Raw genomic sequence first — 23,482 nt, 5'->3', positions numbered from 1 at the left:
CGGGTGATCGGGGCGACGAAGCGGATGGCGTCCTTCGGGTTCTTCGACAGTGCCTGCGTGATGCCGGCGATGCCGAGCACGCTCAGCGCGCGGACCACGATGTCGCTGGTCAGCTTCTCCACCTCGGACGCCATGACGGCCCGGTTGATCAGCGGCCGGTCGGCGGGTTTGCCGAGGATGCCCAGAGCGGCCAGAGCCACGGCGAGCGCCACCCACTGGGCGGACGTCGGCTGGCCGGCCACGATGAGGGCCACGACGAGCAGCGTGACCAGGGTCGCCCCGGTGATCCACACGCGGAGCCGGACGCGGGAGTCTCGTTGCCTGCTCAGCTTGAGGTAGCCGTCATAGTCGGACTTCTGGACGGCAGCGACCCGTACGGGCTCCCCCTCCAGGTCGAACGTCCACCGCACCAGGCGGCCCACCAGGCGTACGAACCCGCGTGGAGCACGTATGGTCAGCCGTCCGGCGTACAGCGGGGCGCGTAGGACTTGATAGCTGGCTACATGCGCGTAGTGCAGGCTCGCCCACCTCAATGTCTCGATGGCCTCGGCGCGGGAGCGCAGCCACAGCGGGATGAGAGGTTGGCGGCTGGTCGCCTTCCGTTCCAGGCTCGCCCGCCAGTCCGTCCTGGCTGGACCGGGCCGGTCGACGCGGAGTATCTCGCCTTCAATGACCGGTCCGTCGGCGTCTTCCTTTGTGGGCTTGGGGTCGGACGGGGACCGGTCGACGTTGCGGCCGGACCGGGCGGCATCGAGGTCGACGATGTCCGCGCCCTTGTTGTCCGTGGTGGGGTCGTCCGGGCGGACGGACCGGTCGGGCGTGCTGTCTTCCAGTTCGTGGTTGGGGTTGTCCGGTGGCTGCGTCATGATGAATGCACCTCTGTTGCCTTGCGGGTGGCGGAGCGCTGGGGCGCGGTCGTTGTCTTGGCGGATGAGGCCGCGTCCCAGGTGGCGGTCAGGAACGATGCGCGGTCGGACCGCGTCTCGTCCGGCCGGTCGGTGGTCGTGCTGTCGGCGGTCGGAGCGTGTGGTCCGTCCGCCTCGGAGATGCCGAGTTCGGTTCGCCAGCAGCCGGCGAGGAGCGCCAGGCGTTCGTTGGTGGGCAGGGTCAGCGCCAGCAGTTCGGCCAGCAGCATGGCGGTGATGGCCTGGTTGCGGTCGAACAGTCGTCCGGGGTAGCCGGTGACGGTCCATCCGCCGGCGAGGAGTTCGGCCACGTTGGGGCAGTCGTCCGAAGTCATGCGCGTGTCGGTGATGCTGAGGCCCATCAGGCGGCCTCGCCTTCCGGTACGGCGATGGGGCCTTCCGCCTTGAGTTGGGCCAGGAGCGCGCCTGCGCGGTCGGTTGAGATGCTCCGGCCGCGGTTGCGGATGGCGTCGCGGAGGCGGTCACGGGTCAGGGACACGCCCTGTGCGATCAGGTCGGCGGCGACGTGCCGTCCCAGTGGCAAGAGGTCTCCTACGTTGGGCGGCGTTGTGGGCTGCTTGGGCTTGCGGGTGGGGCGCTTCGGCGGGGCCGGCGGCAGGGCAGCGCGGTGGGCTTCTGCCGCCGGTACCGGGACAGGTTCAGCGGGCAGCACCTCCAGGCGCTTGGGTGCAAGTTCGCCGAGGCGGTACAGGGCGCGTTCGCGACGGGTGGCCTTCCACCGCCACAGCCAGCCGTACCGGTCCTGAAGTTCTGTCTTGGCCAGGATGCGTTCGCGCTCCTGCCCAGGTGCCTCGGGGTAGCTGCGGATCTCCCAGAGCACCATGCGGCGCCACAGCGAGATTGTCGCCAGCGGGGCGAGCAGCCAGCGTGAGCGGCGGATGCCGTCCATGTGGTCCGGCCTGGACAGCTCGGTGTGCCTGCGTACGACATGGGCGCCGACCTCGATGGCGATCACCCACAGGAGCGGGAGCAGGGCGTGCGCGACGACGGCGAACCAGTCCGTTCGCCCAGGCACGTCGAGGTAGGCGGCCACGTTGAGGTAGACCGTCGCGGCGGTCAGTGCCCACGGGATGAACCGCAGCCAGCCGAGACGCATGCCGAGGCGGGCCAGGACGATGTCGAGGGCGGAGAAGACGGCGATGCCCAGGTCGATGCCGAGCGGTACCGTCCAGGCGAACCACTCGAACGAGGGCTCAGCCGCCGTGGCGACACGCTCGAAGCTGTTGACGAACCCCAGCAGTCCGAGAACCCCTGTAACGGCTGCGGTGACGAATATCGCGGTGCGCTCGCCCTCGGTCAGCGGGCGCGGTGCGGTCTCGTGAATGGTCACTGCGTGTCTCTCCTCTCGGCGGTTCGCGGGCGGCGTTCGCGCGTGGGCCGCCCGCTGCGGCTCATCCCGTGCGTGCGGTCGGCCTCCAGCCATCCGTCACGCCCGGCTTCGGGCTGGTAGAAGGTCGGGAGCTTCTCGCCGTGGACGGTGACGCCGGGGCGTCCGGACGTGTCGAGGATGCGGCGGCTACTCATGCGGCAACCTCCTCGGCACAGTCGAGGCAGACGCCGAGGTCGCGCGGCAGGACGTAACTGACCTCGGACAGGCACTCAGGGCACGTCCGGACCGCCTTGACGCTGGCGATGCGCGAACGTGAGCTGGGGGAACGCCTCGGCAGGGCCAAGCGCACGTCGTACAAGTAGGCGGTTCGAACGGAGTGCGAACCCGGGCGGCGCGCACACCACAGCACCTGAGCCTGCGGTCCCTGCCCGCCGGGGCGCAGCCCCTCGGCGGCGAGCTCGCGGAGCGTACGCAGGTGCGGCGGGGTCATCTGCCACGGGTAGGTCGGGATGCCGTAGCGGGAACCGGAGGGGTCCCAGAAACGGGCGCGAATGCGGCTGGCCATTCAGGCCACCTCCATGTCTTCCAGTTCAGCGCTGTAGGCGGTCATCTCGGCGGCCGGGCGGCCGGCCCAGATGCCCGAGGTCGGACGGGCCTGCCTCGCGTACTGCTCGCAGAGCAGCAGGGCGGGGCAGGTGCCGCAGACCTCGCGGGCGACGGCCTCGCGGGCGGCGCGCTCCTCGGTGCTCTCGATCGTGAGTCGCGGGCCGGTGTGCAGCTCCGGGTCGTACGTGCACTCGGGGAGCGGCGTCCCCTCGTTGGTCTGCCAGGCCGCTTCGACCTCGGCAAGCGACATGCGTGCCGGGTGGATGCGGCGGGTCGGGCTGTGAGCCATGGGTGATCTCTTCCTGAACTCAGTTGTTGATGGTGTGGACGAACCGGGTGAAGGACTCGGAAGCGCTCATGACCAGGTGGGCGGCGGCCTTGACGATGGTCGCCGCACCCTCCGGGTCCTTCAGGGTGTAGAGCGCGGCGCAGATCGTCAGGACGGTCGGAAGCACCTTGCGCGGACGGATGAGCATGGTTGAGCCCTTCGGTTCGGACCTGCGAGCAGGTTCTAAGAGACATAGAACATGTATAGCTACAGAGAGTCAAGCTGTAAGGACGGATCGTGTTGGAGTCCCGCGGTCCCGGCTCACCCGCTCTTGCTGACTCAAGCCTTCCTCGCTGGGGCCTGCCGCAACACCGTGCTCATGATCGGGACTGAATGCACAGGAGGTGCTTTTTTGGGGGTGATTCACACCCTGACCAGGAGAAACGCGGAGCGGAAAATCCCGCGAACGCGAGCCTCTGAGGGCGTGTTCGCGCCATGATTGCCGAGGCGTGCACATGCGGAGGTGAAGATGTCCCGAATGCCCAATGTGGGGCTTGCTGATGCCATGCGGCGCGCCGACTGTTCTAATTCTGGTCTTGCTTCACGAGTGCGACAGCTTGCGCAAGAAGATGGCGTAACGCTGAGTTGCACCCATGTGGACGTCAAGCGCTGGCTCGATGGAGTGAAGCCCCGGCCGGCCACCGCGAGATTCATTGCCGGTGTACTTAGCAGAAAGGCAGGAACGACCTTCACGCTGGACGACATCGGTTTCGCGAGCGTCGTCACACCGGAAACGCTTGAACGCACTCTGGCACACGGTGGCGGCATATCCGATGTGGGAAGCCGACTGCTTGGATTGACGCGCCGAGACCTCGCCGACGACCCTATGGCGATTCAGTCAGTGGTCGTTCCGGACGCCTGGGGAGAATCGCTGATCGCCTGGCTGCTGTCACGTCCGGAGCCGCTGCCGATAAGGGAGTACGCGAGGCCGTCCGTCGGTATCTGGGACGTGCAGACTATTCGCGCGACCACCGAACTCTTCGCGAACATGGGTTTCCAGTTCGGGGGAGGCCACGCCCGCTCTGCTCTCGTCCAGTACTACAACCGGGAAGTCGTCCCACTGCTGGACGGGAAGTTCAACGAGCCGGTAGGCCGGGCGTTGTACGCCGCAGCGGCGGAGATCACGGAACTGGTCGCGTGGACGGCTTACGACCTTGGCCGGCATGGGCTCGCGCAAAGGTACTTCCTGCAAGGACTACGCCTCGCCCAGGTGTCCGGCGATCGCATGCTGGGCGGCCTGATACTGGCCGACATGAGCCACCAGGCCAATTACCTGGGCAGACACGACCAGGCGATCAAACTCGCCCGCGCGGCGCAAGAAGGCTGCCGAGGCGTGTCCACCGCGACGCCCATGGCCTTGTTCTTCGCCATGGAGGCGCGAGCGCACGCGGGGAATGGCGACGAGGTCGCTTGCGCGCGCGCTCTGCTTGAGGCCGAGAAGTGGTACGCCCGGCGCAACGTCGACGACGACCCGCCCTGGGTCGGTTACTTCGACGCCGCCGAGCTGGCCAGCGAGGGCGCACACTGCTACCGCGACCTGAAGAAGCCATCCCAGGCGATGGAGTTCGTCGGCCAGGCGGTCGGGCTCTGCGACCCGATGTACGTCCGGACTTTGGCCTTCGACCGGCTGGTCCAGGCGGCGAGTTACGTACACATGGGTGAGCCTGGACAGGCCGCGACCGTCGCCCTTGAAGCGACTGACCTCGCCGGGCCTCTCAAGTCAGAGCGCTATCTCCGATACATCCGCGACCTTCAAGCGGACCTCGCGAGCTACGCAGGGGAAAGTCGTGTGACTGAATTCAACGCAGTCGTGGCCCGGAAATACTCGGCGCAGGACCTCTAGAAAGCACGCCATTGCCGTGGCGCATCTGGGGTCTTCAGACAGAAGAGTCGGTTACGGAACTCCTGCGCTACGGCCTTGTCCTCGTTGACGTTCTGCATGAGCCATGTCGTCATTTTCAGCTCATTGATGTCCCTGAGTACTGGATACCCTTCCCAGGCCAGGACGTCGAATCCGTAGTGCTCAGCGAATTGGTCGTACTCGGCCCGCGTTCCCCAGCCCACAGCGTGCTCGATGGCGGTGACGGCAAGGTCAGTTTCTGGAGGGCCGAACGCGAATCGCTCGAAGTCAATGAGAACGATATCGCCATCAGCGGTACGGATGAGATTGTCGGAATGAGCGTCGCCGTGAACCGCGCACGACGGGAGAGAAAAGGTCAGCGCGTCGTAGGCGCTTTGCAGCTCCTGGCGTCGTGCTAGGAGGAACTGGCGATCCTGCTCTGTGAGGACGGACGCCGCAGTGATGCGCTCAGAGACGCGGCTGAGGATTTCCAAGTGCGGAAGTTCCAGGCCGGCGGGGACGTCCGCCCGATGGAGATCGCGCAGCACGTAAGCCAGGTCGTTGAGGCTTGCCGGCGAACCGCTGTCAGAGACAAGGTGCCAGAGCGTGACTGGCTTGTCTCTCACGATGAACGGTTGAGGATGAGCCGTCGCCTCTGCTGCAGGAATCCCAGCCTGACGCAGCCATGCCGATACGGCTACCTCCTTCCGGACGTCGTCCAGCACCTCCAAGCTGCGCGCGATCCTCACCACGACCTGTTCGGCAGGCAGCACGAACAAGGCGTTCTCCCCGAGGCGGATCAGCCGGGCGTCCTGGCCGGCCAGTCCCGTGACCTCGCAGGTCTCCTGCAAGGTCGTCAGGGCCTCATGGGAGGTGAAGGGGAGTGCGGGCGTGTCGGATACGGTCACGTGGCACCCTTTGATCGCGATTTCACGACGCGGCCCATGCCTGGTCGCTTCTCGATGGCTCCTTCTGCCTCCAAGAGCGCGAAGGCACGTCTAACAGTGATCCGGGCGACGCCGCGCTCTTGGGCGAGCGCATTCTCTCCAGGCAGGACGGATCCAACAGCGAGCTTGCCCGTGTCTATGTCCTTCCGGAGTTCGTCGGCGACCGTATGCGCGCGCGTCTGCGCGTGTTGGGGACCTCCCACGAACCATCCCTTGCCATGGATGGCGGCGATCAGCTGTTCGCCGGCCAACATCTGAAGCGCCTGCCGGGCGGTGCCCTTCGACACCCGGAACTCCTCCGCCACAGCGGCCTCGCCGGGCAGTTGCTGGCCGGGGACGAGATCGCCGCTGTCAATGCGCTTACGGAGCGTCTCGGCGATCGCCTCGTATTGCGTGGCGGGCGCGCGGTGAGTCGCCTCCGGGTCGTCACCCATCACACGACGACCGCGGCCGGCCTCACTCGCCACCAACCCGGACCGCTCCAGCTCGGCCACCGCCTGGCGCACCGTTCCTCTCGCCACGCCGTACGTACGGGCAAGAGCCGCCTCGGAGGGCAGCATGGCGCCGGCCGGGGGATCGCCCTGAAGGATGCGGCTGCGGATGTCCTCGGCTATCCGAACGTAGGTGGGGGCATCCGTCGCCTTGCTCATCGCGCTCCCCTCGCCGAGGCACAGTGTCTCTAGGGTAGGGCGGGCACGTGTGACCGGCGGAGATTCGCGACCCTACGTCCCCCTAATCCTTTCCCACCATCAGGCTCTGGGACGCGAGGCGACACCAGGTCGTTGCCGCGTCGCGGCGGGCAGAGATCTTGTCGGTCCTGCCGCAGAATCCGCAGAACCCGCTGAAGCGTGTTCGAGCCAGCCGATGTCTGGCTCAGAGGAGCGAAGTCCGAGACTCGCGCTATGCCGCAGAAAGCCGCAGATTCTGATCAGCAGCGATAGCCGGTGGGGCAGCCGCATACAGGCGGACGTGAGTCATGCGGCCTGCTTGCCGCGAGGTTTACGGGTACGGCGCTTTCGCTCGGCGGAGGCAGCGACTTCCTGGTCCTGGTGCTGCAGTTCATGGAATGCGAGCAGTGCCTCCCATACCTTGCGTGCCTGTCGGTACAGGCCTCTGGCTGTCTCCTCATAGCGGCCCAGCTCCTGGGCGGGGCGCAGGATGAGGAAGTGCCCGCCCTGACCGGCCCATTCGTATGCGCCGCAACACGAGGTCTCCCTGATCCGGATGTGATCCCCAGGTGGACGCTGGTACGGCTCCCACCCCACTCCGGGCATCTCAGGAGGCTGACTCAAGGGCCGCGCTCCTCTCGGCGTACTCCTGGAGGTACCGGTAGACGCTGCGGCGGCTTCGTTGCCACGTGCACTTGTAGGCGAGCTGGATGGGTGACTCGGCGACCAGCTCGGGCAGGATGCCGTAAGCGACTTCCTCGCTGGTCAGCTTGAGGAGTGGCCGTGCGCGCCACGTGCCGGCGGAGTCGCGCCAGACGTAGTACCGCCTGAATGCGCCACGCAGGTCAGGGTCGGACAGAGCTTCGCGGGCGGTAGTCATGTGGGATTGCGTCCTTCGTCACCATTTTGGATAATTGGTTCGATGAAAATTCTCACCGAAAGGTGTTTGCCCACGTTAACTCTAGGGCCTCATGGCCACAAGGCTCATGGCAATATGGCCCTGTGACACTTGTGTGCCGTGATCGACTACAGCTCTGGGATGCCGGTCTACCGGCAGGTCGCCGCTGCGATCCGCGACGACATCACGGCCGGCCGCTACCGGCCGGGAGCGTGGTTGCCCTCGGAGTCCCAGCTCGCGCAGATGTACGAGGTGGGTCGCGACACCGTACGCGAAGCCCTGGCCTACCTCCGCGCCGAGGGACAAATCACCACGGTACGCAAGCGGGGGTCGATGGTGGCTACTGAGCCGACCCGAGAGCCACACCACGTCCCCAGTGGAGCGCGCGTGATCACTCGCATGCCGACTCCGGACGAGCGGCGAGACCTGGCCACATCGGCGGAGCTTCGGGAGTTCGGCGGTATGCCCGAGGGCGTGCCCGTGTTCGAAATCGTCCCTGGACCGCGAAAGCACCGCAAGGTCCTACGCGGTGACCGCGCGGAACTGATCTTCCAAGGTGTGGCGCCCAGCGAGTGATCACGCCGGGCGTCGATTCTGCGGATACTGCGGCATTCTGCTAACCGGCCGCGCCTATAGCGCGGCTTGCACCGATTGACCTCTGACCTGGGTGAACGCTTTGCGGCACCTATTCTGCGGATTGTGCGGAGCAGCTGCCACAGGGCTATGGCGAGGGCGTCCAGCACCAGGCTGGCGTGCTTGGTCGGTGAGGTGGCCAAGCCAACGATTGCTTGCGAGTGGACGACTTTTCGATCGTGCGGTCGGCTCTCAGTGGCGGGCAAGCATGGTCAGATCGGTGCAGAACCGCATCGATCTCTCGTGCCGCAGCTGTGATCGCCTGGCCGTGGCGGGTTCCCGCGAGCTTACGGGCTGCATTGGCCGCCTGCCGTACATGTGCATCGGGCGCGATATCTGGTCCGGGCTGGTTGTCGATGAGCTTATGAGCCAAGGACGACACCTTGTCGTACTCTGCGCCGCTACTGGCGGGGTGCCGCGGTCCTGGAGGAACACGCGGGCGGTGGTCTCCACCAATTCCTTCGCTGAGCCGACGGTCAAGGGTCTGCCGTGGTCACCGACTGCTTTCCTCAGCCGCTGTAGTGAGCCTCGATAGGTGCCCAGGACGCTGCGTCGAGGGCATCCGGCTTCTTCGGCTCTGAGCTGAGCACGTGGGTGGCACGGAGCTATTCTGCCGCCGTACCCGTTGCTGCCTAGACTTGATCGTTGTGTCGGTGGAGACTTGGGGGATGGCTCGCGGCTCACATAATGCTGGTCCTAATGCGATCGGATACCAGCATCAAACCTGGTGGGCTCTACTGGAGTTGCTTCGCTCTGGCCCAGAGAGATCTGACTCGGCCATCAGCCTGGAGCTCTACGACGACATCGCCTGGGACCAAGCGGGTACACCAACCGAACTGCTGCAGGTCAAGCATCATCAGGGTAATCACCGCGCGCTGACAGACCGGGCGACGGATGTGTGGAAGACGTTGCAGGTGTGGATGGACACCGCGCTGCCTGGCAACGTGGAAGGGCCAGCGCTGGTGCTTGTCACTACGCAGGTCGCAGCAGAGGGGTCCGCGATGGCGGCCTTGCGGGCCATCGGGCGTAATGAAGAGGCGGCCTTGAATACTCTTCTAGCCATCGCGGAGGAAGAAGGTTCCAAGGAGACGCGTGCAACCCGTCAGCAGTTTCTCAGGCTGGCTCCCTCTGAGTGTCGTACTTTTATCCATCGCATGCGGGTGGTCGATGGGTCCGCTCACATAGAAGATGTGAACACAGCTGTGCGTGTATGCCTTCGGTGGGCTCTGCCGCTAGGGCATGAAGAACTCTTCCTGTCCATGGTGTGGCAATGGTGGGATGCTCAAGCGCTGGCTCTACTGCAGGGACGCTTGGTGAGTCTTGATGTCGGTGCTGCGCATGCCGCTATCGACGATATTCGTGATCAGTTCACACGAGCAAATCTGCCAACACTTATACATCTCGGCGACGTGAACGAAGATGAGATCAGTGAGCAATATCGCACGCGTCCATTCGTTCAGCAGATGAAGTGGGTGGCCTTTCCGCCCAAAAATCTGCAGAAGGCCATTGTGGACTACTATCGCGCGTACACACAGGCGGTCCTATGGATGGACGAGGATCTTATTGGTATAGCGGAGTTGAGTAGGTTTGAACACGAGTTGGTCGACGAATGGGAAAGGCAGTTCGAATGGATGACGGACAGCCTCGATGACGACGCCGACGAGGCGGCGAAGCAAGCTGCAGGTAAGGAACTCTTGCGGACGTTGCTAGACCAGACCGGCATTACCATACGTTCCCGTTACAACGATCCCTTTTTCGCGAGAGGCCACCGGCATCGTCTGGCAGACGCGGGCACCATTGGTTGGCATGCTGACTTCAAGACTCGAATCCAAGATCTGCTTAGCGTTCGCATGTGAAGTCGAGCTGGTTGCATGTCAGACTCCATACGGAAGAGGGGCGTGATTGACGGCGTGGAGTGAGCGGTCTTCCATCGTGGCCGCGATGCTGAATCCCGCACTTCTGGCAGCGGTTCTCAGTACATCAGCACAGGGCTACCAGAGGGAGTCCGAAACGGGTGTGCCATGGATGCTGTCCTTCGTTGTGGCACCGATGGTTCTGCATCGTGCCACACGCAACGCGCTCCCTGGGACGACCACAACCCACCTAGCCACCTGGCTCTCGCGGAACCCCGTGCTGAGAGCGGGGTTCCCGTTGCGGGCACAAGGGTTGGTTCAGCCGGTGCGGGAAGGCATCCGCTTCGGGTTGGCGCACAACATCCTGCGTTTTGAGGGCACCAGGCTCCTAGCCGAACCCCGAAGGAGACCCCGAGGGTTTCGATCACCGCAAGATCTAGAGGAAATGATGCGTAAGGCGAACTTTGTGGGGCGCTGGTTGGCGAAGACAGACAGCCCAACCACCGTCTTCGCGCTCCTCGGCGTGGCACCCTAACTGCTGTGCAGTTGCTCGCGATCGTTCTCTACAGCGCCACGGGCGCTAAGCGCATCCTGGACTTCAAACCGGGAGCGCTCAATGTCGTCACCGGCGAGTCCAAGACCGGCAAGAGCGCACTGCTCGACATCGTCGAGTACTGCCTTGGCCGCGACACCATGCAGATGCCCATCGGTCCCATCACACAGACGGTTGCCTGGCATGCTGCCCTATTCGAGCTCGGCGGGGGACGTGCCTTCGTCGCTCGGCCTGCACCACGGCCCGGAAGGAGCTCCACTCAGCGTGCAATGCTCCGCTTCGGTACCGAACTGGAGCCACTTGAGTTCGATGAGCTCGTAGCTGATATGGACTCCACTTCGATCCGCGAGCAGTTGGGGCGCAGGATCGGTATCGAAGAGAACCGACATGAGCCACCAGTTGGATCAGCGCGGAACGCCGTGGAGGCCCACTTGGGACATGCCACTCTCTTGTGCATGCAGCGGCAGAGCGAGATTGCTGATCGGAACCTCCTGTTCCATCGCCAGGGTGAACAAGGCATGGCACAGACTCTCAAGGACACCATCCCTTACTTCATAGGTGCAGTTCCTCGCGATCAAGCCCTTCGACGGGCTCAACTGACCTCAGCTCGACGCGACTTGCGCGATGCTGAAACGGCTTATCGGCGCGCTGAGGAAGCTAGCCACTTGGCTGGCGCGAGCCTGGCTGCTCTATGGCGCGAGGCATATGCCCTTGGGATGGTCCAATCGGCGGAACAACCTGAGCGTCTCATTGCCATCTCCACACTGCAAGCAGCGATCACAGCACCACAGCCTGCCCGGGCGGTGGATGGGGAGATTGCTGTCCGCGAAAACTTCCTGGAGCAGGATCGGGACAATTTGCGTGCTCAAATACGAGCTATCACGGCAGATCGCGAGATCCTGCTGCAGCAGGAGGCGGCCGAAGCTGGCTTCGACGGTGCCATCCGGATGCAAACGGCGCGTCTGACTAGCTTGAACCTCCTGGGACTGGTGTCGCAGGAGAATGGAGCGGATCCGCCCGAAGACTCTGCGGTCGGCTGCCCCTTGTGTGGAAGTGCTCTAGACGAACCCGACGCTAGCGTCGCAGGCCTTGACCGCAGCCTGAAGGATCTAAACGCCCAACTTGCGGGAGTCGACGCGGCTCGCCCGGCACGCCGCGCAGCGCTAACTACGCTCGATGAACAGGCCTCAGTCCTCCGCTCGCGTCTTCGCTCCATCGAGGGGGCACTTCGGTCCTTGACGTCCAGCAGGTCCGCCACGGACCAGCTCTCACAAGACTCTCAGCATGACTTCACTCGAGGGCGCATCCACGCCACGCTGGCGACGTTGCCTAGCGGCTCCGACGAAGAACTTGATCGTCTCAAGCGTCTCCAAGAGTTCGCCGCTGAGCGCGTCCGCTCGCTGGAAGCGGAACTAGACCCGGCCGAAGAGCGTGAACAGTTGACTTCGCGCCTTGTCACGATCAGCCAGGACATGACGGCGTGGGCTAACAGGCTCCAACTGGAACACGGTGAAGGTAACGTACGGCTCGATCTGAGTCGGCTCACCGTCGTGGCAGACACCGCGCAAGGACCGGCGCCTCTCTTCCGCATTGGAAGTGGCGAGAACTGGGTCGGCTACCACGTCGTGGCGCACCTCGCCCTACATCGCTACTTTGTCCGTCAAAATAGGCCAGTTCCCCGCATACTCATGCTCGACCAGCCCACGCAGGTCTGGTATCGATCAGAGGTCGACCAAGCGTCGGGTGCATTGAGTTCGGACAGCGATCGGGAGGCTGTGAGCAGGCTCTTCCGACTGATCTACGATGTCGTACGAGAGTTGGCTCCAGACATGCAGATCATTGTGTGTGATCACGCGAACCTTCCCGAAGAGTGGTTCCGGAACTCCGTGATGCATAACTGGCGCAACGGAGAAAAGCTGATTCCCCAAAGCTGGATTGACGAGGCGGCGGAGTGATGTGCTCCGAGTTCGGCGGAGCTGACTTAGTTGGCTGTCATGCCAACCGGGTCGTCGCGTGAAGCGCCTCGTACTCGATCGCGGCGCGGACGTGAGAGGTTTGCTGGTCCCCTGAGGGCAGAAGGCGTCGCGCTGTCCTTCGCCCGATGCGAGAGTCAACGCCTCCCGATCCGCACGCCCGTCGCTTGGCACACCGAGCAGTACATGTGCTTCTGCCGGCGGGTGGCAAAGTCGCTTCGATCCGCCATCCGCCAGCGTCCCTTGCCGCGGCAGCGTCGAGACGGCGCGAACGGCCAAACCCGGCGGTCTGTGGTTGTAAGACTCATAGCGATCGACAGATAAAGTGCAATTCCGCCGGCGACCCATGCGACCACGGTCACCGGACCCTACGCGTCGATGGCGGCCCAGTGAGGCCGCCATCGCTAACCAAAGCGGCCGGTTAGGCCGCCTTCTCCATGATCTTGGTGAGGTTCTTAACCCCCTGTGCCGAGCGGCCCTTCGCCAGCATGTACCCGCAGATGATCGCTGAGTCACGCCACTCGGGCCGCAGGTTGGCCAGCAGACGTCGAGCCTGCTGCTTGCCGAACTGGTCGCCCCAGCCGTTGTTGCCGTAGAACACGAGCGAGTCAAGCTCCTTCGCTAGGTCCGGGTCGAGCGGCGCGGCAGTCTGGCCCGGCCGCAATAGGTCCTCGGCGCCGACCGCTGACGCCCAGCCGGCCATGGATGTGGACCCTTCGACCACGCATAGGTATGAGTCGCGGGCCATCCCGGCGGCGTCCTCAAGTGCTTCGTAGGTCGGCACGTAGGCCAGGACCGGTCCTCGCCGCCCGGGCGGCTGGGATCGCAATGTGGCGTGCCCGTACCGACTGGCGAGGCGATCCAGGCTCTCGATGCTCCTGATCGACTCCATTGCGTTACTGAACACGATTGGCGCGGTTCCCTGCTCGGCCGCCTTGGTCAGGATCCAGGCGACTGCGAGGTCCGCAGCGACCCCCCAGTCGCGATGCGGATCGTCGTCTGGGACCCATGCCGCTTGGTATGTGTGCATTGACCTGCCCCCTTATCGGTTGATCGGTGGCATGGTCTCAGACGACACCGACAATTCCCGGCAATCGGCTAGTCCGCCTATGCCGCCATGCTGGGGACAACCTCGAAATTTCGTTCATGGATAATGTCTGGATGGTCGTCCTGGGCTGGCTGAAGCTGTACCGCGACGTGCCGGAGGTGCGTTCCCTGCTCGCCTAGTATCCGCTTCCTGTCTGACACGAAGACGCGGTCCCTCTGCATCTCCTGAAGACGCCAGCGGGTCTATCAGCCGGGAGTCATGCATGGCTTAAGGCGCTGGCGAGGACGTCGCCTCGGATGTCGGCCAACGTCACGCATGGCTGTACGCCGGTGCCGAACGCGCTCTCCAAGTCCTCCTGGAGGCCCCCAGTTCCGGGGTGAAGCCGAGGGCCTCGAAGGACTATTCGCGGACGCCTGGGTGCTGGTAGCTGCCGTCACTCCTCTTACGGATGCCAGCCTCGATGCCGCCGTCCTTGCGGCCGCTCCGAGTGATGGTGCTGACGCCGCATGCCTCGGCGAACTCGTACAACGGGAAGTTGGGGTCGCTGAAACCGAGGACTTGGGCAGCGACCCACATCACGTTCTCGCGCACGACGTCGGTCTGTTCGGGAGTGAGCTGAGGGGCTGTGCGCCCAGGACGGTCGTCCGCGTTCTGGTGGCCAGCGCGGTCTGCCCGGTAGGGCGCATCAGACCAGTCGTGTTGTGCGACCTCGGCAGCGAATTCTTGCGCAAGACGGCTCAAGGCCATGGGTTCCTCCGACAGGAACATGGGGTGACACCGTCCCCCGACGGGACGGCCACGGCGATGGTACGCCCAATCGCGGAGGGGAGACGGCAGCTTCAGCTTTCGCGTCGGAGAGCCTTCTTGGCGGAGCGACCAAACCGTCTGGAGCGCGGAGACTCGTCGGGCTGCAGCTCGTCACGGATTTGCTGCTCCAGCTCCGCTATAGCTTCCTTGAGGGTCTTGCGGGCATGTGCACGTCTCGCAGTTTCGGCCTGGTAGGCGTCTCCTATGGATGGCCTGGGATCAGCAGAGGTGCCGCTGCGGCGAAGCTGGCCAGAGGCATTGAACCACGTTAGGTACGCAATGGTGACACGGTTGTGCAGGTCGTCTACTTCAGCGCTGGCGAAGGCATGAACTCTCGCCTCGAGTCGCCGGTTCTCCTCGGTTGTCAGCCTGCCCTGACTTTCGTCGGTCGAGGGCGACTGTGGGTCAGTGAGATTGCGAAGATCCCACAGGTGGGCTACCAGATCGACGTACACGTCGGAACGCTTCTCGAACCGACGTCTGTCGAGCTCGAGGGCGCGTGTATAGCGGAAAGTCAGCCGGGGGGCCATTAGGGCGACCACGGCGCTCAAGATCGCACTGACGCCGGCGACGATCACCCCCAGGCTGGCGGGGTCCAGGTCCACGCCCGGAATGGTAGGGCTCGACATGGTCTGTCATCGCGCGACACGCCGTAAATTCAGGTGCCGCCGCGATCCTCGATGCGGAACGCGATCCGTTTAACGATCTGGTCGATATCGGTCTGCTCACGGACCTGCTGATATGGATCGGTACTGGGGTGCGGCGCTCCATCAAGTCGATCCTCGCCACCACAGTCGCGAGCTGCGACGAGATTGCTAATAGATCAGGGCCGGGAAGTAACTCAACTTCGTGGAACTGGTACACCACCAGCGGCACGCGGCACGCCTCACTCTGGAGCAGCTCGCCGAAGTGCCAGGGTGATCAAGTAGCCGGTTTCAGAGGCTTTTAAGCATGATCACGTACGAGTGGCGTACAGAGCACCGCACGTACGGGGCATTACCCCAGGTCAATGGCACGGTTTCGTCCGGCCTCCGGAGCCGGGTGCGTAGGTTCGAATCCTACAGGGGGCACTCATCAGATCTGCGTAGCGGGCACTCTTCGCCTTTCGGGGCAAAGGGGGCCCGTTTTCGTCTTGTTGAGGGCGGTTCGCCCGACTTGCTTCACCGCGATGCGTCGGGAGGCGATCGGTCGCTGATGCGCCAGGCGGTCTCGACCCGACCGACACGGTGCAGGTCACGGGCCTGCCGGAAGGTGACAGCTCACTTATCACTTTTCTGCTCACCGTCATCAGATGGCCGATCGTGTCACTGTCCAGCGTGGCCCTGATGGTGGCGAGGTTGGTGCGGGCGTCGTAGCGGATCTCCAGGTTGAAGACCTCGAACAGTTCACGCTGGAGTTCCTCCGGGGCGTGCGCCAAGTTGCCGGTCAGGATGGGCAGGCGGTCGATCAGATCTTCCGCGTGGTCGGGTTCAGGCGGGTTGGCGTCGAGTTCGGCGAGCCGGTCGGACCTGGCGCGGTGGTCGGACTGCAACTCGATGAAGCGGACGTTCAGCTTCTGTGCCAGGACCGGATTGAGGTCGGTCTCCTCGAACTGCCGGGTCAGTCGGTCTATACGCAGGCCCAACTCGGTCAGAGTCCGACTCACCGCCCCCCGGGTCGCCTTCCAGTCCGTCAGTGCCCGTTGGTCGGTCTTGGGCAGTTCGACTGCCAGTAGTTCACGGCGGTGCGGTCCGAACACGCGGCGCGCGAACAGGTCGTGAACGGCCGTGAGGAGATGGTCCTCACGGACTCGAATGCCAGTGGGGTGGCCTTCCGGAACCGCGCGGTTCTTGCGGTTCTGACCCGGCTGGCAGGACATGTAGACGGTCTTGGCGGCATGACGCAGATCGCATTTGCCGTACATGCGGGTGCCACAGATCTCGCATACAACGAACGACCTCAGCACATAGGTCCGCTTGGCCTGGGGATGCTTGTTCACCGTTGAGCCGACGCGCGAACGGGCACGCTGCCGGCCGACGCCTTGGGCGGCGTCGTACATCTCGCAGGTGACGAGCGGTTCGTGCGTGGGGTAGTCGGACCAGACCCAGGCGCTGGGCGGGTTGTTTGTGCCCCGACCTTTGCCCTTGCGGCTGATGGTGGCCTTGCGGTTCCACACCATGTAGCCGGTGTACTTGGGGTTCTTCAGGATTTCGACGATGGCAGAGCGCCCCCATCCGGGCGTGCCGCGGTAATTGGGATTGAGCGACTGCCCTGGGGGATAGCGGTCCAGGTCGGCGTTGAGCCGATCGACGATGTCGCCGTACCCGAGGTGCTCGGTGACCCGCCAGGTGTAGATCTGAGTGACGATCGGTCCTTTGATGGGATCGGGGATCAGGCGCGTCTTGTGCTTGCCTTCGGCGGCTTTGGCGGGCACCGGGTGGGGCACCTTGTCGGCGCGCTTGCCGTTCAAGGTGATGGGCTCGTCGGCGGCGAACAGGGCGACTCCGGCCTGCTCCAGATCGTGCAATGCCGCAATGTTCTACGACCCATCCTCGTAAGATGTCTCATGTACGAGGAGGGCGCCATTGCGATTCGGGGGACGATGGGCAGGTCAATCCGCGTTACCGGGCTGGCTGCCGGGCGTTGGCTCCTGTTCGTCATGCTCGTACTTGGCGTCTGTGGGATGCACACGCTCGGGCACGTGGCCATGGGCGAGATGTCCGGCGACCGCGCCATGGAGTCGCACCAAGCGGCTGCAGCGCTGCCGTCCTACGCCAGTCGGGTGTTGAACGATGAGATGCCCGGGCTCGACCCGAGGTCTGTCTGCCTTGCCGTACTGACGTCGCTTCTGACAATCGCGCTGATCGCGAGCGCGGCCCTAGCGCGGTGGACACCGGAGGCCGAGTCCAGCAGGCCCTCCTGGGTGGCCCGGACGGCTAGGCCGCCTCCCTCGCCGACCTCGATACAGCTGGCTCACCTATCGGTGCTGCGCATATAGGCCCGGCTGCTTGGCAGCTCAGGACCCGTACGCAGACCAGCAGAGAGATGGCCAAATATGACCACGAACCGGGTATTCAGCATCGGCATCGCCGCAGGCGCCCTGGCGCTGCTAACGGCGTGCAGTGGGGGCAGCGAGCACGACATGTCCACCATGTCCAGCAGCGCTCCGGCCGCTAGCCAAGCGAGCAGTGCTCCGACCGCGACCGAGTCGAGTAGTGCGGCGTTCAACGACGCCGACGTGATGTTCGCGCAGATGATGATCCCGCACCACCAGCAGGCGGTCGAGATGGCCGAGATGGCGGAGACGCGCGCGAGCGACAAGGAGGTCAAGGAGCTGGCTGCGAAGATCAAGGCGGCGCAGGATCCGGAAATCCAGACCATGCAGGGCTGGCTGAAGACCTGGGGCAAGCCCGCGCCCTCCGGCGGCATGGGTCACAACATGCCCGGGATCATGTCCGAGGCGGACATGAAGAAGCTGGAGGCGGCCAAGGGCGCCGCGTTCGACAAGCAGTTCGTCCAGCTGATGACCGCTCACCATAACGGGGCGATTGAGATGGCCCGCACCGAGCAGTCCCAGGGCTCCAACCCTGAGGCCAAGGCTCTGGCCAAGACCATCGAGACCGCCCAGCAGACGGAAGTCGAGCAGATGCAGGGCCTGCTCAAGCGACTCTGACCAACAGCGGCACCCGGGCTGCGGCCCGGGTGCCCATGGTTCAGCGAGGCCATACCCTTTCGAGGCCGGCTCCGTACCGCTGGGGGCGCCACAGCCGCCGCCGAGGCGCATAAGGGGCTGTTCGTGACCACGCTTGACCTGGGGCTCCTCCGTCGTGGAAGAGGCCGGATACGAGTTGGTGAACGCCTAGGGGCTGCGAAACGTCAAAAGGGTATGGCCGCCATACTGCGGATCAGCCTCCTATGCGCCATCGTGGGCGCGGCCCTGGCGGTCGCGCCGGCAGCTGCTCTCGCCGACTGCACAGGGACCCCTCCGCCTTCTCCGCACGTGTTCATCGGCGTGGTGCTGTCGGTGGAGCGAGAGGGGCGCGTCGCGCACGTACGCACGGACGACGGTCAGGACGTCCAAGTGGTCGGTACGCCGTCGGAGAGCGGTATTACTACGGCTGATCGGACGTATAAGACCGGTGCGCGGTACGAGTTCCATCCGCTCAACGCGAGCAGTCCGTTCCAGGACAACGCCTGTACTCGTACCAGGTCGATCGCCATCGAGCAGGGCGGGACCTCCCCGTACCTGTTGGTCTTCCTAGGTGTCGCGCTGGTGGGCGGAGTGCTGGTTCTCTATCGATGGCTGCGCCGCGCTCCTATAGCTGATAGTTGACCTATCAGCTCGACACGACGATTGCCGCAGGTTGACGGGATGCGGTAATGCGGAATCGCCATGCCCTCTTGTCCGGCTTTGACCAGCCTGTTACGTTTCGTTCGCCTCAGATCTGACATGCGTAACAAACGCTGGCACGTGCCTTCCGCACTTTCACCCCCCCGTGTCGAAGGAGGTGCAGCCTTGCGACCCATCAGGGCAGCACTCGCAATGGCCGCAACGATCGGACTCGTCCTGGTCTCCACAACGCCACCCGCGTTCGCGCACCAGTGGGGCAGCTGGCACTGGAACCGCTACGGCGCCACCGTCACCATCCAGATCCAGGACACCGCGACCAACTTCAGCCAGGCCGAGGCGTCCATCAACGACTGGGACAGCCACACCCTCCTGTCCCTGCCCCGTGTGGGCTCCCACACCGACATCAGTGTCTTCGACGGCAACTATGGCAACACCGGCTGGGGCGGCCTCGCCGAGATCATCAACTACACCTCCGGCAGCCACATCACCCACGGTCATGCCCGGCTGAACTACTACTACAGCTACACCTCGGCCGAGAAGACCGGCATCTTCTGCCAGGAGGTCGGCCACCTGTTCGGGCTGGACCACTCCAACGACGGCTGCATGGGGATGGGCTACTACAACAACCTCACTAACACCGTCCAGCACAACTGGAACGACATCTCGGCCATGTACCGCACCTCGCACCACACGGCGGCGGTCGAGGGCACCGAGACGATCGGCGGCCCGCCGCAGTACGCGGCCATCTGGCGCAGCCAGCCCAGGTCACTGAGCCAGGCGGTACGGATGGGCAGCGCCGTGGTGCGGGCGACTGTGACCGAGGTGCGTCAGGCAGACGACCTGGTCGTCGGAGCCCAGGCCGAGCCGGGCGGAGTAGACCGGGTGCCCACCCAGGCGATCACCCTGCGGACCGATGAGACCCTCAAGGGGTCCGCGGACGAGACGGTCACGCTGTTCAGGACCGGTGACGACGCCTCCGGCATCGCCGACGACCCGGCCTACCAGATCGGCCAGCAGTATGTACTGATCCTGGACGGCAAGCGGACCGACGGCCGGCAGGTCGTACTTTCACCCGAAGGCCGGTACCTGCTGGACGGCGGCGTGGTCCGCACCTTCAGCACGGTTCCGGGTGTGGCGCGTCTGAACGGCACGCAGCAGGACGCGTTCCTCGCCCAGGTCCGTCGCCACGCATAACGGCAATACAGGTCAGCGGGGTGGGTGGGACTCACCCCGCTGATGTCCGTCTCGAACCGGTAGGGGTGAGCACCTTGCGGATAGGCGAGCTGAGCAACAAGAGCGGCTTGTCAATCGCTACGATCAAGTTCTACCGGCGCGAGGGCCTGCTTCCTCCTGGGCGTCCGCTGCGCTGCAACCAGGTCGAATACGACGACGGCCACCTCTATCGCCTGCGGCTGATCCGGGCTCTGGTAGAGATCGGCGACCTGTCACTGCCCACCATCCGCACACTAATCGACGCGACGGAGGACCCGTCGCAGCCGGTACGGCAACACCCGCCCGCGGGTTCGCGGCGCACCCCGTTTCGGCCCGCCAAGTGGGGCCAGACCAGGGAACAGCTGATCAACCTGCTCCTTGCGGGCGGATGGCGGGTGCAGCCCGAGGCGGAAGCGCTCGACACGGTGGCGGACGTGCTCGTGGCCTTCGAAGAGCTCGGCCACGACCTCCAGCCCGCCCTGCTGGCCGGATACGCGCGGCTCGCCAGGGAAACGGTCGCCATCGAAATGCGCCTGGTCAGAACGTCGCGTCGAACTCCGCCGCTGACGCAGGCCGCCGTCTTCTACGAAAAGCTCTTCGACGCGCTGCGACGGCTCGCCCGAGCGGACTGCCACGCCGGCAGGAGGCAGGCCAAGGCCACCGGATAGGCAGATCTCAGGTGACGCCCGCTATCAGCGCTGTGGCCACCTGGCGCATGCGGTCACGCAGGTCGGGGGCGTACGGGCCACGGGTGAGCAGGAGCTGGTGCGCCGCGCCGACCAGCGCGAGCGCGAGCGAGGCGGTGTCGGCGTCCGCCGCGACCCTGCCTTCGTGCTCATAAGCAGTGAAATCACCACCCAGTAGTGCTGGAACAGTCCCCATCTGGTGCCCCATGACCGCAGCAGTCCGGTGGCCAGCGAGGCGATGCTCACGGGAACGAGGACGTACCAGCCGATCACGTCCAGCGTGAGGTACGCGATCAAGTCTGCTGGTATCCGAGGAGGGCCATCATCCCGGACTCGGCGTGGTAGACGTTGTGGCAGTGGATCATCCAGATGCCCGGATTGTCGGCGTTGAAGTCCACGTCGAGCTTGTCGTTGGGCATCACGATGGCGGTGTCCTTGCGGATGCCGGTGGGCAGGGCGAAGGTGTGTCCGTGCAGGTGCATCGGGTGCCACATGGTGGTGCGGTTGACGAAGGAGAGGCGGACCCGTTCTCCTGATCGGATGGGCGTGATGGTCCTCGGGTCGTACTTCTTGCCGTTGATCGCCCAGCTGTAGTCCATCATGCTGCCGGTGAGCTCCAGCCTGATGGTCCGATCCGGCTGCTTCTGTGGGAGTCGTACGGCGTCCTGGGGTTGGAGCTTGGCGTAGTCGATGACGTCGCTGTCCAGCTCTTTGGGGCGCAGCGTGGGGTTTGGCGCGGAGGCTTGCGTGCTGGTTCGGATCAGGCCCCGGGTCAGCGCGTCCTTGCCCTCTGCCAGGGCGACCAGGGGGAAGACGCCGTCTTTGAGGGTGACCAGGACGTCGTAGCGTTCGCCCATGCCGATGAGCAGCGCGTCGGTGTCGGCGGGTTGTACGGCGAAGCCGTCGGTGTGGGTGACGGTCAGCCGGTGACCGGCGAGAGCGACGCGGAAGGCGGTGTCGCCGCCCGCGTTGATGATCCGGATGCGTAGCCGGGTGCCCGGCTTGGCGCGGAAGGTCGCCGGATCTGCCGGGATGCGGCCATTGAGCAGGAAGTGCGGGTAGCGCACGTCGCCCGCGTCGCCGCCCAGCAGCGGGCTTGTCGCCCCCATGAGTATGTGGTTGCCCATGCCCGATGATGGGCTGGGCGTCATGTTCATGCTGCCGTGGTCCATTCCGGGCATCGAGGACGCCGACGAGCTCGGTTGCATCATGCCGCTCATACCGCGCGAGAGCTCGGCCAGTACCTCGTCCGGGTTGCCGGTGACACCGTCGAGCCAGTCGTCGAGTACCACGACCCATTCCTCGTCGTAGTCCAGCGGCTCGCGCGGGTCCTCCACGATCAGCGGCGCGTACAGGCCGCGGTCCAGCTGGGTGCCGGAGTGTGGGTGGAACCAGAAGGTGCCGGGATGCGGCGCGGTGAACTCGTAGACGAACTCGGCCCCTGGCTTGATCGGCTGCTGGGTGACGCCGGGCACGCCGTCGGCGTCGTTGCGTAGTGCCAGGCCGTGCCAGTGGATGGTGGTGTCGGTAGGCAGTTGGTTGGTCAAACGGGCCCTTACCATCTGGCCCGCGTTGACGCGGATCTCGGAGCCGGGGACGCGCCCGTCGTAGGCCCAGGTCCGTACTGTCGTACCGCCCAGATCCACCTGCGCTTGCGCGGCGATCAGGCGGAAGTCCCTGACGGTGCCTGGCCGGCGGGCTTGCTCCGCGGCCCGCACCTGTGCGCCAGTCGGCGTGACATATGCGGGCGATGGGGTGGGGCTGGCATCGCTGCAGGCGGTGAGTGCGGCTCCGCCCAGCAGGCCGAGTCCGGTTCTGAGCAGGGTGCGTCGATCGATGTCCATGGGTGTCGCCTCGTTTGTAAGGTCGCGCTCAGTGGGATGACGGCGGTCCGGGGACGGTCTAGATCCGGAGCACGACCAAGCGCGCCAGCTCGGGCGGCGGCGGTCCGCGCAGGGATCGACTGAACCAGAGGCCCCCACGCGATCCCGCGTGTGAAGGAGCCTGGCCGGCACTGCCGGAGCGCGGCCGGAGAAGCAGCCAACCGGCGGCCACGCCGAGAATCGCCAGGCATACCCAGGCCGATGTCGTCGGATCGCCGGGATGCTGTCCCGAGTGGGAGATGACGTCACTCAACGAGGCGTGGTTGCCCACCATGGGCGAATCGTGCTCGCACACATGGCCGATCGTGTGCATCGCCATGACGCCGAGAACCACGAGCATGAGCAGCATCAGGCGCGGAACGACCCGATGCGCATGCTTCATGAGCAGAGCATATGGCAAGCGCTATGGTGCGTCGTAAGATACACCGCCTTTCGCCATGATCGGCAGCGAAGTAGCAGGTGAAGCTTCCCTACAATTTACTATCAGCAGTAGCAGTGGTTCTGTACCGTTGCTCGATTTTGGCCAGCCTCCAGTACGCCATGCTGCCCAGCCAGGTGATCAGGAACGTCCCGACGACGAAGTAGCCGATCGTGTTGAGATCCAGGCCGGTGAGGAGGGCCCAGGGCTGGCGATCGGCGACGCCGAGCTTGTCGGTCAGCACGCCGATGAGCTCGATCGTGCCGACGACGGACACGACGAAGATCGACAGGCTGGTGGTGGACAGGTTGTAGTAGATCTTGCGCAGGGGATGAGAGAAGGCCCAGCCGTAGGCGCGGCACATGAGGGCGCCGTCGAGCGTGTCCCACAGCGACATGCCGGCCGCGAAGATCAACGGCGGTGAGATGATCGCCAGCGGGGGCAGGGCGCCGCCCGAGGCGGCTCCCGCCGAGATGCCGATGACGCCGACCTGGGTGGCGGTGTCGAAGCCGAGCCCGAACAGCAGGCCGACGGGATACAGCT

27 protein-coding genes, 1 tRNA gene and 2 pseudogenes are annotated in these 23,482 nt (G+C 64.8%); 12 read left to right on the top strand and 18 right to left on the bottom strand.

Features of this window, described 5'->3' with window-relative positions; all coding sequences use genetic code 11:
* The 7 genes and pseudogenes from AB0B64_RS60345 to AB0B64_RS60315 form a co-directional block, all read right to left on the bottom strand.
* Positions 1 to 866 (bottom strand): annotated as a pseudogene (locus tag AB0B64_RS60345) (hypothetical protein); the annotation flags it as partial.
* The gene (locus AB0B64_RS60340) at positions 863 to 1,240 is read right to left on the bottom strand and encodes a hypothetical protein (RefSeq protein WP_358207346.1); all 378 of its coding nucleotides are present in this window, start codon (positions 1,238 to 1,240) and stop codon (positions 863 to 865) included. The pseudogene AB0B64_RS60345 and the gene AB0B64_RS60340, both read right to left, overlap by 4 nt.
* A gap of 26 nt (positions 1,241 to 1,266) precedes the next feature.
* A complete protein-coding gene (locus AB0B64_RS60335; RefSeq protein ID WP_358207338.1) occupies positions 1,267 to 2,256 on the bottom strand; it encodes a DUF2637 domain-containing protein in 990 nt (329 codons plus the stop codon).
* Positions 2,253 to 2,450, bottom strand: a complete 198-nt coding sequence (locus tag AB0B64_RS60330) for a hypothetical protein (protein ID WP_358207331.1) — start codon at positions 2,448 to 2,450, stop codon at positions 2,253 to 2,255. The genes AB0B64_RS60335 and AB0B64_RS60330 overlap by 4 nt, the downstream gene beginning before the upstream one ends.
* Positions 2,447 to 2,821: an RRQRL motif-containing zinc-binding protein gene (locus tag AB0B64_RS60325; protein ID WP_358207323.1), complete on the bottom strand. Its 375-nt coding sequence runs from the start codon at positions 2,819 to 2,821 to the stop codon at positions 2,447 to 2,449. Before AB0B64_RS60325 ends, AB0B64_RS60330 begins: the two co-directional genes overlap by 4 nt.
* On the bottom strand, positions 2,822 to 3,151 hold the full coding sequence (locus AB0B64_RS60320) for a WhiB family transcriptional regulator (protein WP_358207315.1): 330 nt from the start codon (positions 3,149 to 3,151) through the stop codon (positions 2,822 to 2,824). It lies immediately after the preceding gene.
* 19 nt (positions 3,152 to 3,170) lie between these two features.
* A complete protein-coding gene (locus AB0B64_RS60315) occupies positions 3,171 to 3,338 on the bottom strand; it encodes a hypothetical protein (RefSeq protein ID WP_358207309.1) in 168 nt (55 codons plus the stop codon).
* A gap of 447 nt (positions 3,339 to 3,785) precedes the next feature.
* On the opposite strand from AB0B64_RS60315, the gene AB0B64_RS60310 reads away from it, so the two are divergent.
* Positions 3,786 to 5,033, top strand: coding sequence for a hypothetical protein (locus AB0B64_RS60310; protein WP_358207302.1), 1,248 nt, complete (start codon positions 3,786 to 3,788; stop codon positions 5,031 to 5,033).
* On the opposite strand, the gene AB0B64_RS60305 is transcribed toward AB0B64_RS60310, so the two are convergent.
* From AB0B64_RS60305 to AB0B64_RS60295, 3 genes are all read right to left on the bottom strand, one after another.
* The gene (locus tag AB0B64_RS60305) at positions 5,030 to 5,938 is read right to left on the bottom strand and encodes an aminoglycoside phosphotransferase family protein (protein ID WP_358207299.1); all 909 of its coding nucleotides are present in this window, start codon (positions 5,936 to 5,938) and stop codon (positions 5,030 to 5,032) included. The genes AB0B64_RS60310 and AB0B64_RS60305 overlap by 4 nt on opposite strands.
* The gene (locus AB0B64_RS60300; protein WP_358207294.1) at positions 5,935 to 6,627 is read right to left on the bottom strand and encodes a GntR family transcriptional regulator; all 693 of its coding nucleotides are present in this window, start codon (positions 6,625 to 6,627) and stop codon (positions 5,935 to 5,937) included. Before AB0B64_RS60300 ends, AB0B64_RS60305 begins: the two co-directional genes overlap by 4 nt.
* A gap of 625 nt (positions 6,628 to 7,252) precedes the next feature.
* Positions 7,253 to 7,525, bottom strand: coding sequence for a hypothetical protein (locus tag AB0B64_RS60295; protein ID WP_358207288.1), 273 nt, complete (start codon positions 7,523 to 7,525; stop codon positions 7,253 to 7,255).
* Positions 7,526 to 7,663: 138 nt separating this feature from the next.
* Between AB0B64_RS60295 and AB0B64_RS60290 the strand changes: the two genes are divergently transcribed.
* The 4 genes from AB0B64_RS60290 (at position 7,664) to AB0B64_RS60275 (ending at position 12,537) form a co-directional block, all read left to right on the top strand.
* Entirely contained in the window at positions 7,664 to 8,119 is a 456-nt protein-coding gene (locus tag AB0B64_RS60290) for a winged helix-turn-helix domain-containing protein (RefSeq protein WP_358207284.1), read from the top strand.
* A gap of 704 nt (positions 8,120 to 8,823) precedes the next feature.
* Positions 8,824 to 10,032 (top strand): ABC-three component system protein, encoded by a 1,209-nt coding sequence (locus AB0B64_RS60285; protein WP_358207186.1) that lies wholly within the window; start codon positions 8,824 to 8,826, stop codon positions 10,030 to 10,032.
* A gap of 46 nt (positions 10,033 to 10,078) precedes the next feature.
* Entirely contained in the window at positions 10,079 to 10,564 is a 486-nt protein-coding gene (locus AB0B64_RS60280) for a three component ABC system middle component (RefSeq protein WP_358207175.1), read from the top strand.
* Positions 10,565 to 10,569: 5 nt separating this feature from the next.
* Positions 10,570 to 12,537, top strand: coding sequence for a DUF3732 domain-containing protein (locus AB0B64_RS60275; protein ID WP_358207010.1), 1,968 nt, complete (start codon positions 10,570 to 10,572; stop codon positions 12,535 to 12,537).
* Positions 12,538 to 12,976: 439 nt separating this feature from the next.
* On the opposite strand, the gene AB0B64_RS60270 is transcribed toward AB0B64_RS60275, so the two are convergent.
* The 3 genes from AB0B64_RS60270 to AB0B64_RS60260 all read right to left on the bottom strand — a co-directional run bounded on the left by AB0B64_RS60270 (position 12,977) and on the right by AB0B64_RS60260 (position 15,015).
* The gene (locus AB0B64_RS60270) at positions 12,977 to 13,462 is read right to left on the bottom strand and encodes a hypothetical protein (protein WP_358206973.1); all 486 of its coding nucleotides are present in this window, start codon (positions 13,460 to 13,462) and stop codon (positions 12,977 to 12,979) included.
* Between the two features lie 540 nt (positions 13,463 to 14,002).
* Positions 14,003 to 14,371 (bottom strand): hypothetical protein, encoded by a 369-nt coding sequence (locus AB0B64_RS60265; RefSeq protein ID WP_358206949.1) that lies wholly within the window; start codon positions 14,369 to 14,371, stop codon positions 14,003 to 14,005.
* 71 nt (positions 14,372 to 14,442) lie between these two features.
* Positions 14,443 to 15,015 (bottom strand): hypothetical protein, encoded by a 573-nt coding sequence (locus AB0B64_RS60260; RefSeq protein ID WP_358206938.1) that lies wholly within the window; start codon positions 15,013 to 15,015, stop codon positions 14,443 to 14,445.
* Positions 15,016 to 15,413: 398 nt separating this feature from the next.
* On the opposite strand from AB0B64_RS60260, the gene AB0B64_RS60255 reads away from it, so the two are divergent.
* Positions 15,414 to 15,477: transfer RNA gene (locus AB0B64_RS60255), tRNA-Arg, on the top strand.
* A 224-nt stretch (positions 15,478 to 15,701) separates the two neighbouring features.
* Positions 15,702 to 16,124: a hypothetical protein gene (locus tag AB0B64_RS60250; RefSeq protein ID WP_358206927.1), complete on the top strand. Its 423-nt coding sequence runs from the start codon at positions 15,702 to 15,704 to the stop codon at positions 16,122 to 16,124.
* A gap of 363 nt (positions 16,125 to 16,487) precedes the next feature.
* Here AB0B64_RS60250 and AB0B64_RS60245 read toward each other — a convergent pair.
* Positions 16,488 to 16,823: pseudogene (locus AB0B64_RS60245) on the bottom strand (recombinase family protein); the annotation flags it as partial.
* A gap of 132 nt (positions 16,824 to 16,955) precedes the next feature.
* Between AB0B64_RS60245 and AB0B64_RS60240 the strand changes: the two are divergent.
* The 5 genes from AB0B64_RS60240 to AB0B64_RS60220 all read left to right on the top strand — a co-directional run bounded on the left by AB0B64_RS60240 (position 16,956) and on the right by AB0B64_RS60220 (position 20,620).
* Positions 16,956 to 17,387, top strand: a complete 432-nt coding sequence (locus tag AB0B64_RS60240; protein WP_358207352.1) for a DUF6153 family protein — start codon at positions 16,956 to 16,958, stop codon at positions 17,385 to 17,387.
* A gap of 57 nt (positions 17,388 to 17,444) precedes the next feature.
* A complete protein-coding gene (locus AB0B64_RS60235) occupies positions 17,445 to 18,062 on the top strand; it encodes a DUF305 domain-containing protein (protein ID WP_358206919.1) in 618 nt (205 codons plus the stop codon).
* Between the two features lie 213 nt (positions 18,063 to 18,275).
* A complete protein-coding gene (locus AB0B64_RS60230; RefSeq protein ID WP_358206910.1) occupies positions 18,276 to 18,722 on the top strand; it encodes a hypothetical protein in 447 nt (148 codons plus the stop codon).
* A 210-nt stretch (positions 18,723 to 18,932) separates the two neighbouring features.
* The gene (locus AB0B64_RS60225) at positions 18,933 to 19,934 is read left to right on the top strand and encodes a hypothetical protein (protein WP_358206880.1); all 1,002 of its coding nucleotides are present in this window, start codon (positions 18,933 to 18,935) and stop codon (positions 19,932 to 19,934) included.
* A gap of 20 nt (positions 19,935 to 19,954) precedes the next feature.
* Positions 19,955 to 20,620, top strand: a complete 666-nt coding sequence (locus tag AB0B64_RS60220) for a MerR family transcriptional regulator (protein WP_358206875.1) — start codon at positions 19,955 to 19,957, stop codon at positions 20,618 to 20,620.
* Between the two features lie 7 nt (positions 20,621 to 20,627).
* Here the strand turns inward: AB0B64_RS60220 and AB0B64_RS60215 are convergent, their stop codons facing one another.
* The 4 genes from AB0B64_RS60215 to AB0B64_RS60200 form a co-directional block, all read right to left on the bottom strand.
* On the bottom strand, positions 20,628 to 20,834 hold the full coding sequence (locus AB0B64_RS60215) for a hypothetical protein (protein WP_358206803.1): 207 nt from the start codon (positions 20,832 to 20,834) through the stop codon (positions 20,628 to 20,630).
* A gap of 97 nt (positions 20,835 to 20,931) precedes the next feature.
* Entirely contained in the window at positions 20,932 to 22,482 is a 1,551-nt protein-coding gene (locus tag AB0B64_RS60210) for a multicopper oxidase family protein (protein WP_358206789.1), read from the bottom strand.
* A gap of 58 nt (positions 22,483 to 22,540) precedes the next feature.
* Positions 22,541 to 22,903, bottom strand: a complete 363-nt coding sequence (locus AB0B64_RS60205; protein WP_358206785.1) for a hypothetical protein — start codon at positions 22,901 to 22,903, stop codon at positions 22,541 to 22,543.
* An 88-nt stretch (positions 22,904 to 22,991) separates the two neighbouring features.
* The coding region (locus AB0B64_RS60200) for a hypothetical protein (protein ID WP_358206768.1) at positions 22,992 to 23,482 on the bottom strand (491 nt) is incomplete at its 5' end.

The sequence above is a fragment of the Nonomuraea sp. NPDC049129 genome (assembly GCF_040648495.1).
Taxonomy (GTDB): domain Bacteria; phylum Actinomycetota; class Actinomycetes; order Streptosporangiales; family Streptosporangiaceae; genus Nonomuraea.
The sequence above is the reverse complement of the archived record's forward strand: the minus strand, read 5'-3'. Positions and strand labels throughout refer to the sequence as shown.

What these genes read in the sequence shown, in the direction of transcription:
- AB0B64_RS60325 (WP_358207323.1), bottom strand. Translation starts at nt 2,821, where the DNA reads ATGGCCAGCCGCATTCGCGCCCGTTTCTGGGACCCCTCCGGTTCCCGC.
- AB0B64_RS60320 (WP_358207315.1), bottom strand. Translation starts at nt 3,151, where the DNA reads ATGGCTCACAGCCCGACCCGCCGCATCCACCCGGCACGCATGTCGCTT.
- AB0B64_RS60215 (WP_358206803.1), bottom strand. Translation starts at nt 20,834, where the DNA reads ATGGGGACTGTTCCAGCACTACTGGGTGGTGATTTCACTGCTTATGAG.
- AB0B64_RS60225 (WP_358206880.1), top strand. Translation starts at nt 18,933, where the DNA reads ATGGCCGCAACGATCGGACTCGTCCTGGTCTCCACAACGCCACCCGCG.
- AB0B64_RS60230 (WP_358206910.1), top strand. Translation starts at nt 18,276, where the DNA reads ATGGCCGCCATACTGCGGATCAGCCTCCTATGCGCCATCGTGGGCGCG.
- AB0B64_RS60315 (WP_358207309.1), bottom strand. Translation starts at nt 3,338, where the DNA reads ATGCTCATCCGTCCGCGCAAGGTGCTTCCGACCGTCCTGACGATCTGC.
- AB0B64_RS60300 (WP_358207294.1), bottom strand. Translation starts at nt 6,627, where the DNA reads ATGAGCAAGGCGACGGATGCCCCCACCTACGTTCGGATAGCCGAGGAC.
- AB0B64_RS60295 (WP_358207288.1), bottom strand. Translation starts at nt 7,525, where the DNA reads ATGACTACCGCCCGCGAAGCTCTGTCCGACCCTGACCTGCGTGGCGCA.
- AB0B64_RS60240 (WP_358207352.1), top strand. Translation starts at nt 16,956, where the DNA reads ATGTACGAGGAGGGCGCCATTGCGATTCGGGGGACGATGGGCAGGTCA.
- AB0B64_RS60205 (WP_358206785.1), bottom strand. Translation starts at nt 22,903, where the DNA reads ATGAAGCATGCGCATCGGGTCGTTCCGCGCCTGATGCTGCTCATGCTC.
- AB0B64_RS60330 (WP_358207331.1), bottom strand. Translation starts at nt 2,450, where the DNA reads ATGAGTAGCCGCCGCATCCTCGACACGTCCGGACGCCCCGGCGTCACC.
- AB0B64_RS60250 (WP_358206927.1), top strand. Translation starts at nt 15,702, where the DNA reads ATGGCCGATCGTGTCACTGTCCAGCGTGGCCCTGATGGTGGCGAGGTT.
- AB0B64_RS60235 (WP_358206919.1), top strand. Translation starts at nt 17,445, where the DNA reads ATGACCACGAACCGGGTATTCAGCATCGGCATCGCCGCAGGCGCCCTG.
- AB0B64_RS60210 (WP_358206789.1), bottom strand. Translation starts at nt 22,482, where the DNA reads ATGGACATCGATCGACGCACCCTGCTCAGAACCGGACTCGGCCTGCTG.
- AB0B64_RS60265 (WP_358206949.1), bottom strand. Translation starts at nt 14,371, where the DNA reads ATGTTCCTGTCGGAGGAACCCATGGCCTTGAGCCGTCTTGCGCAAGAA.
- AB0B64_RS60340 (WP_358207346.1), bottom strand. Translation starts at nt 1,240, where the DNA reads ATGACTTCGGACGACTGCCCCAACGTGGCCGAACTCCTCGCCGGCGGA.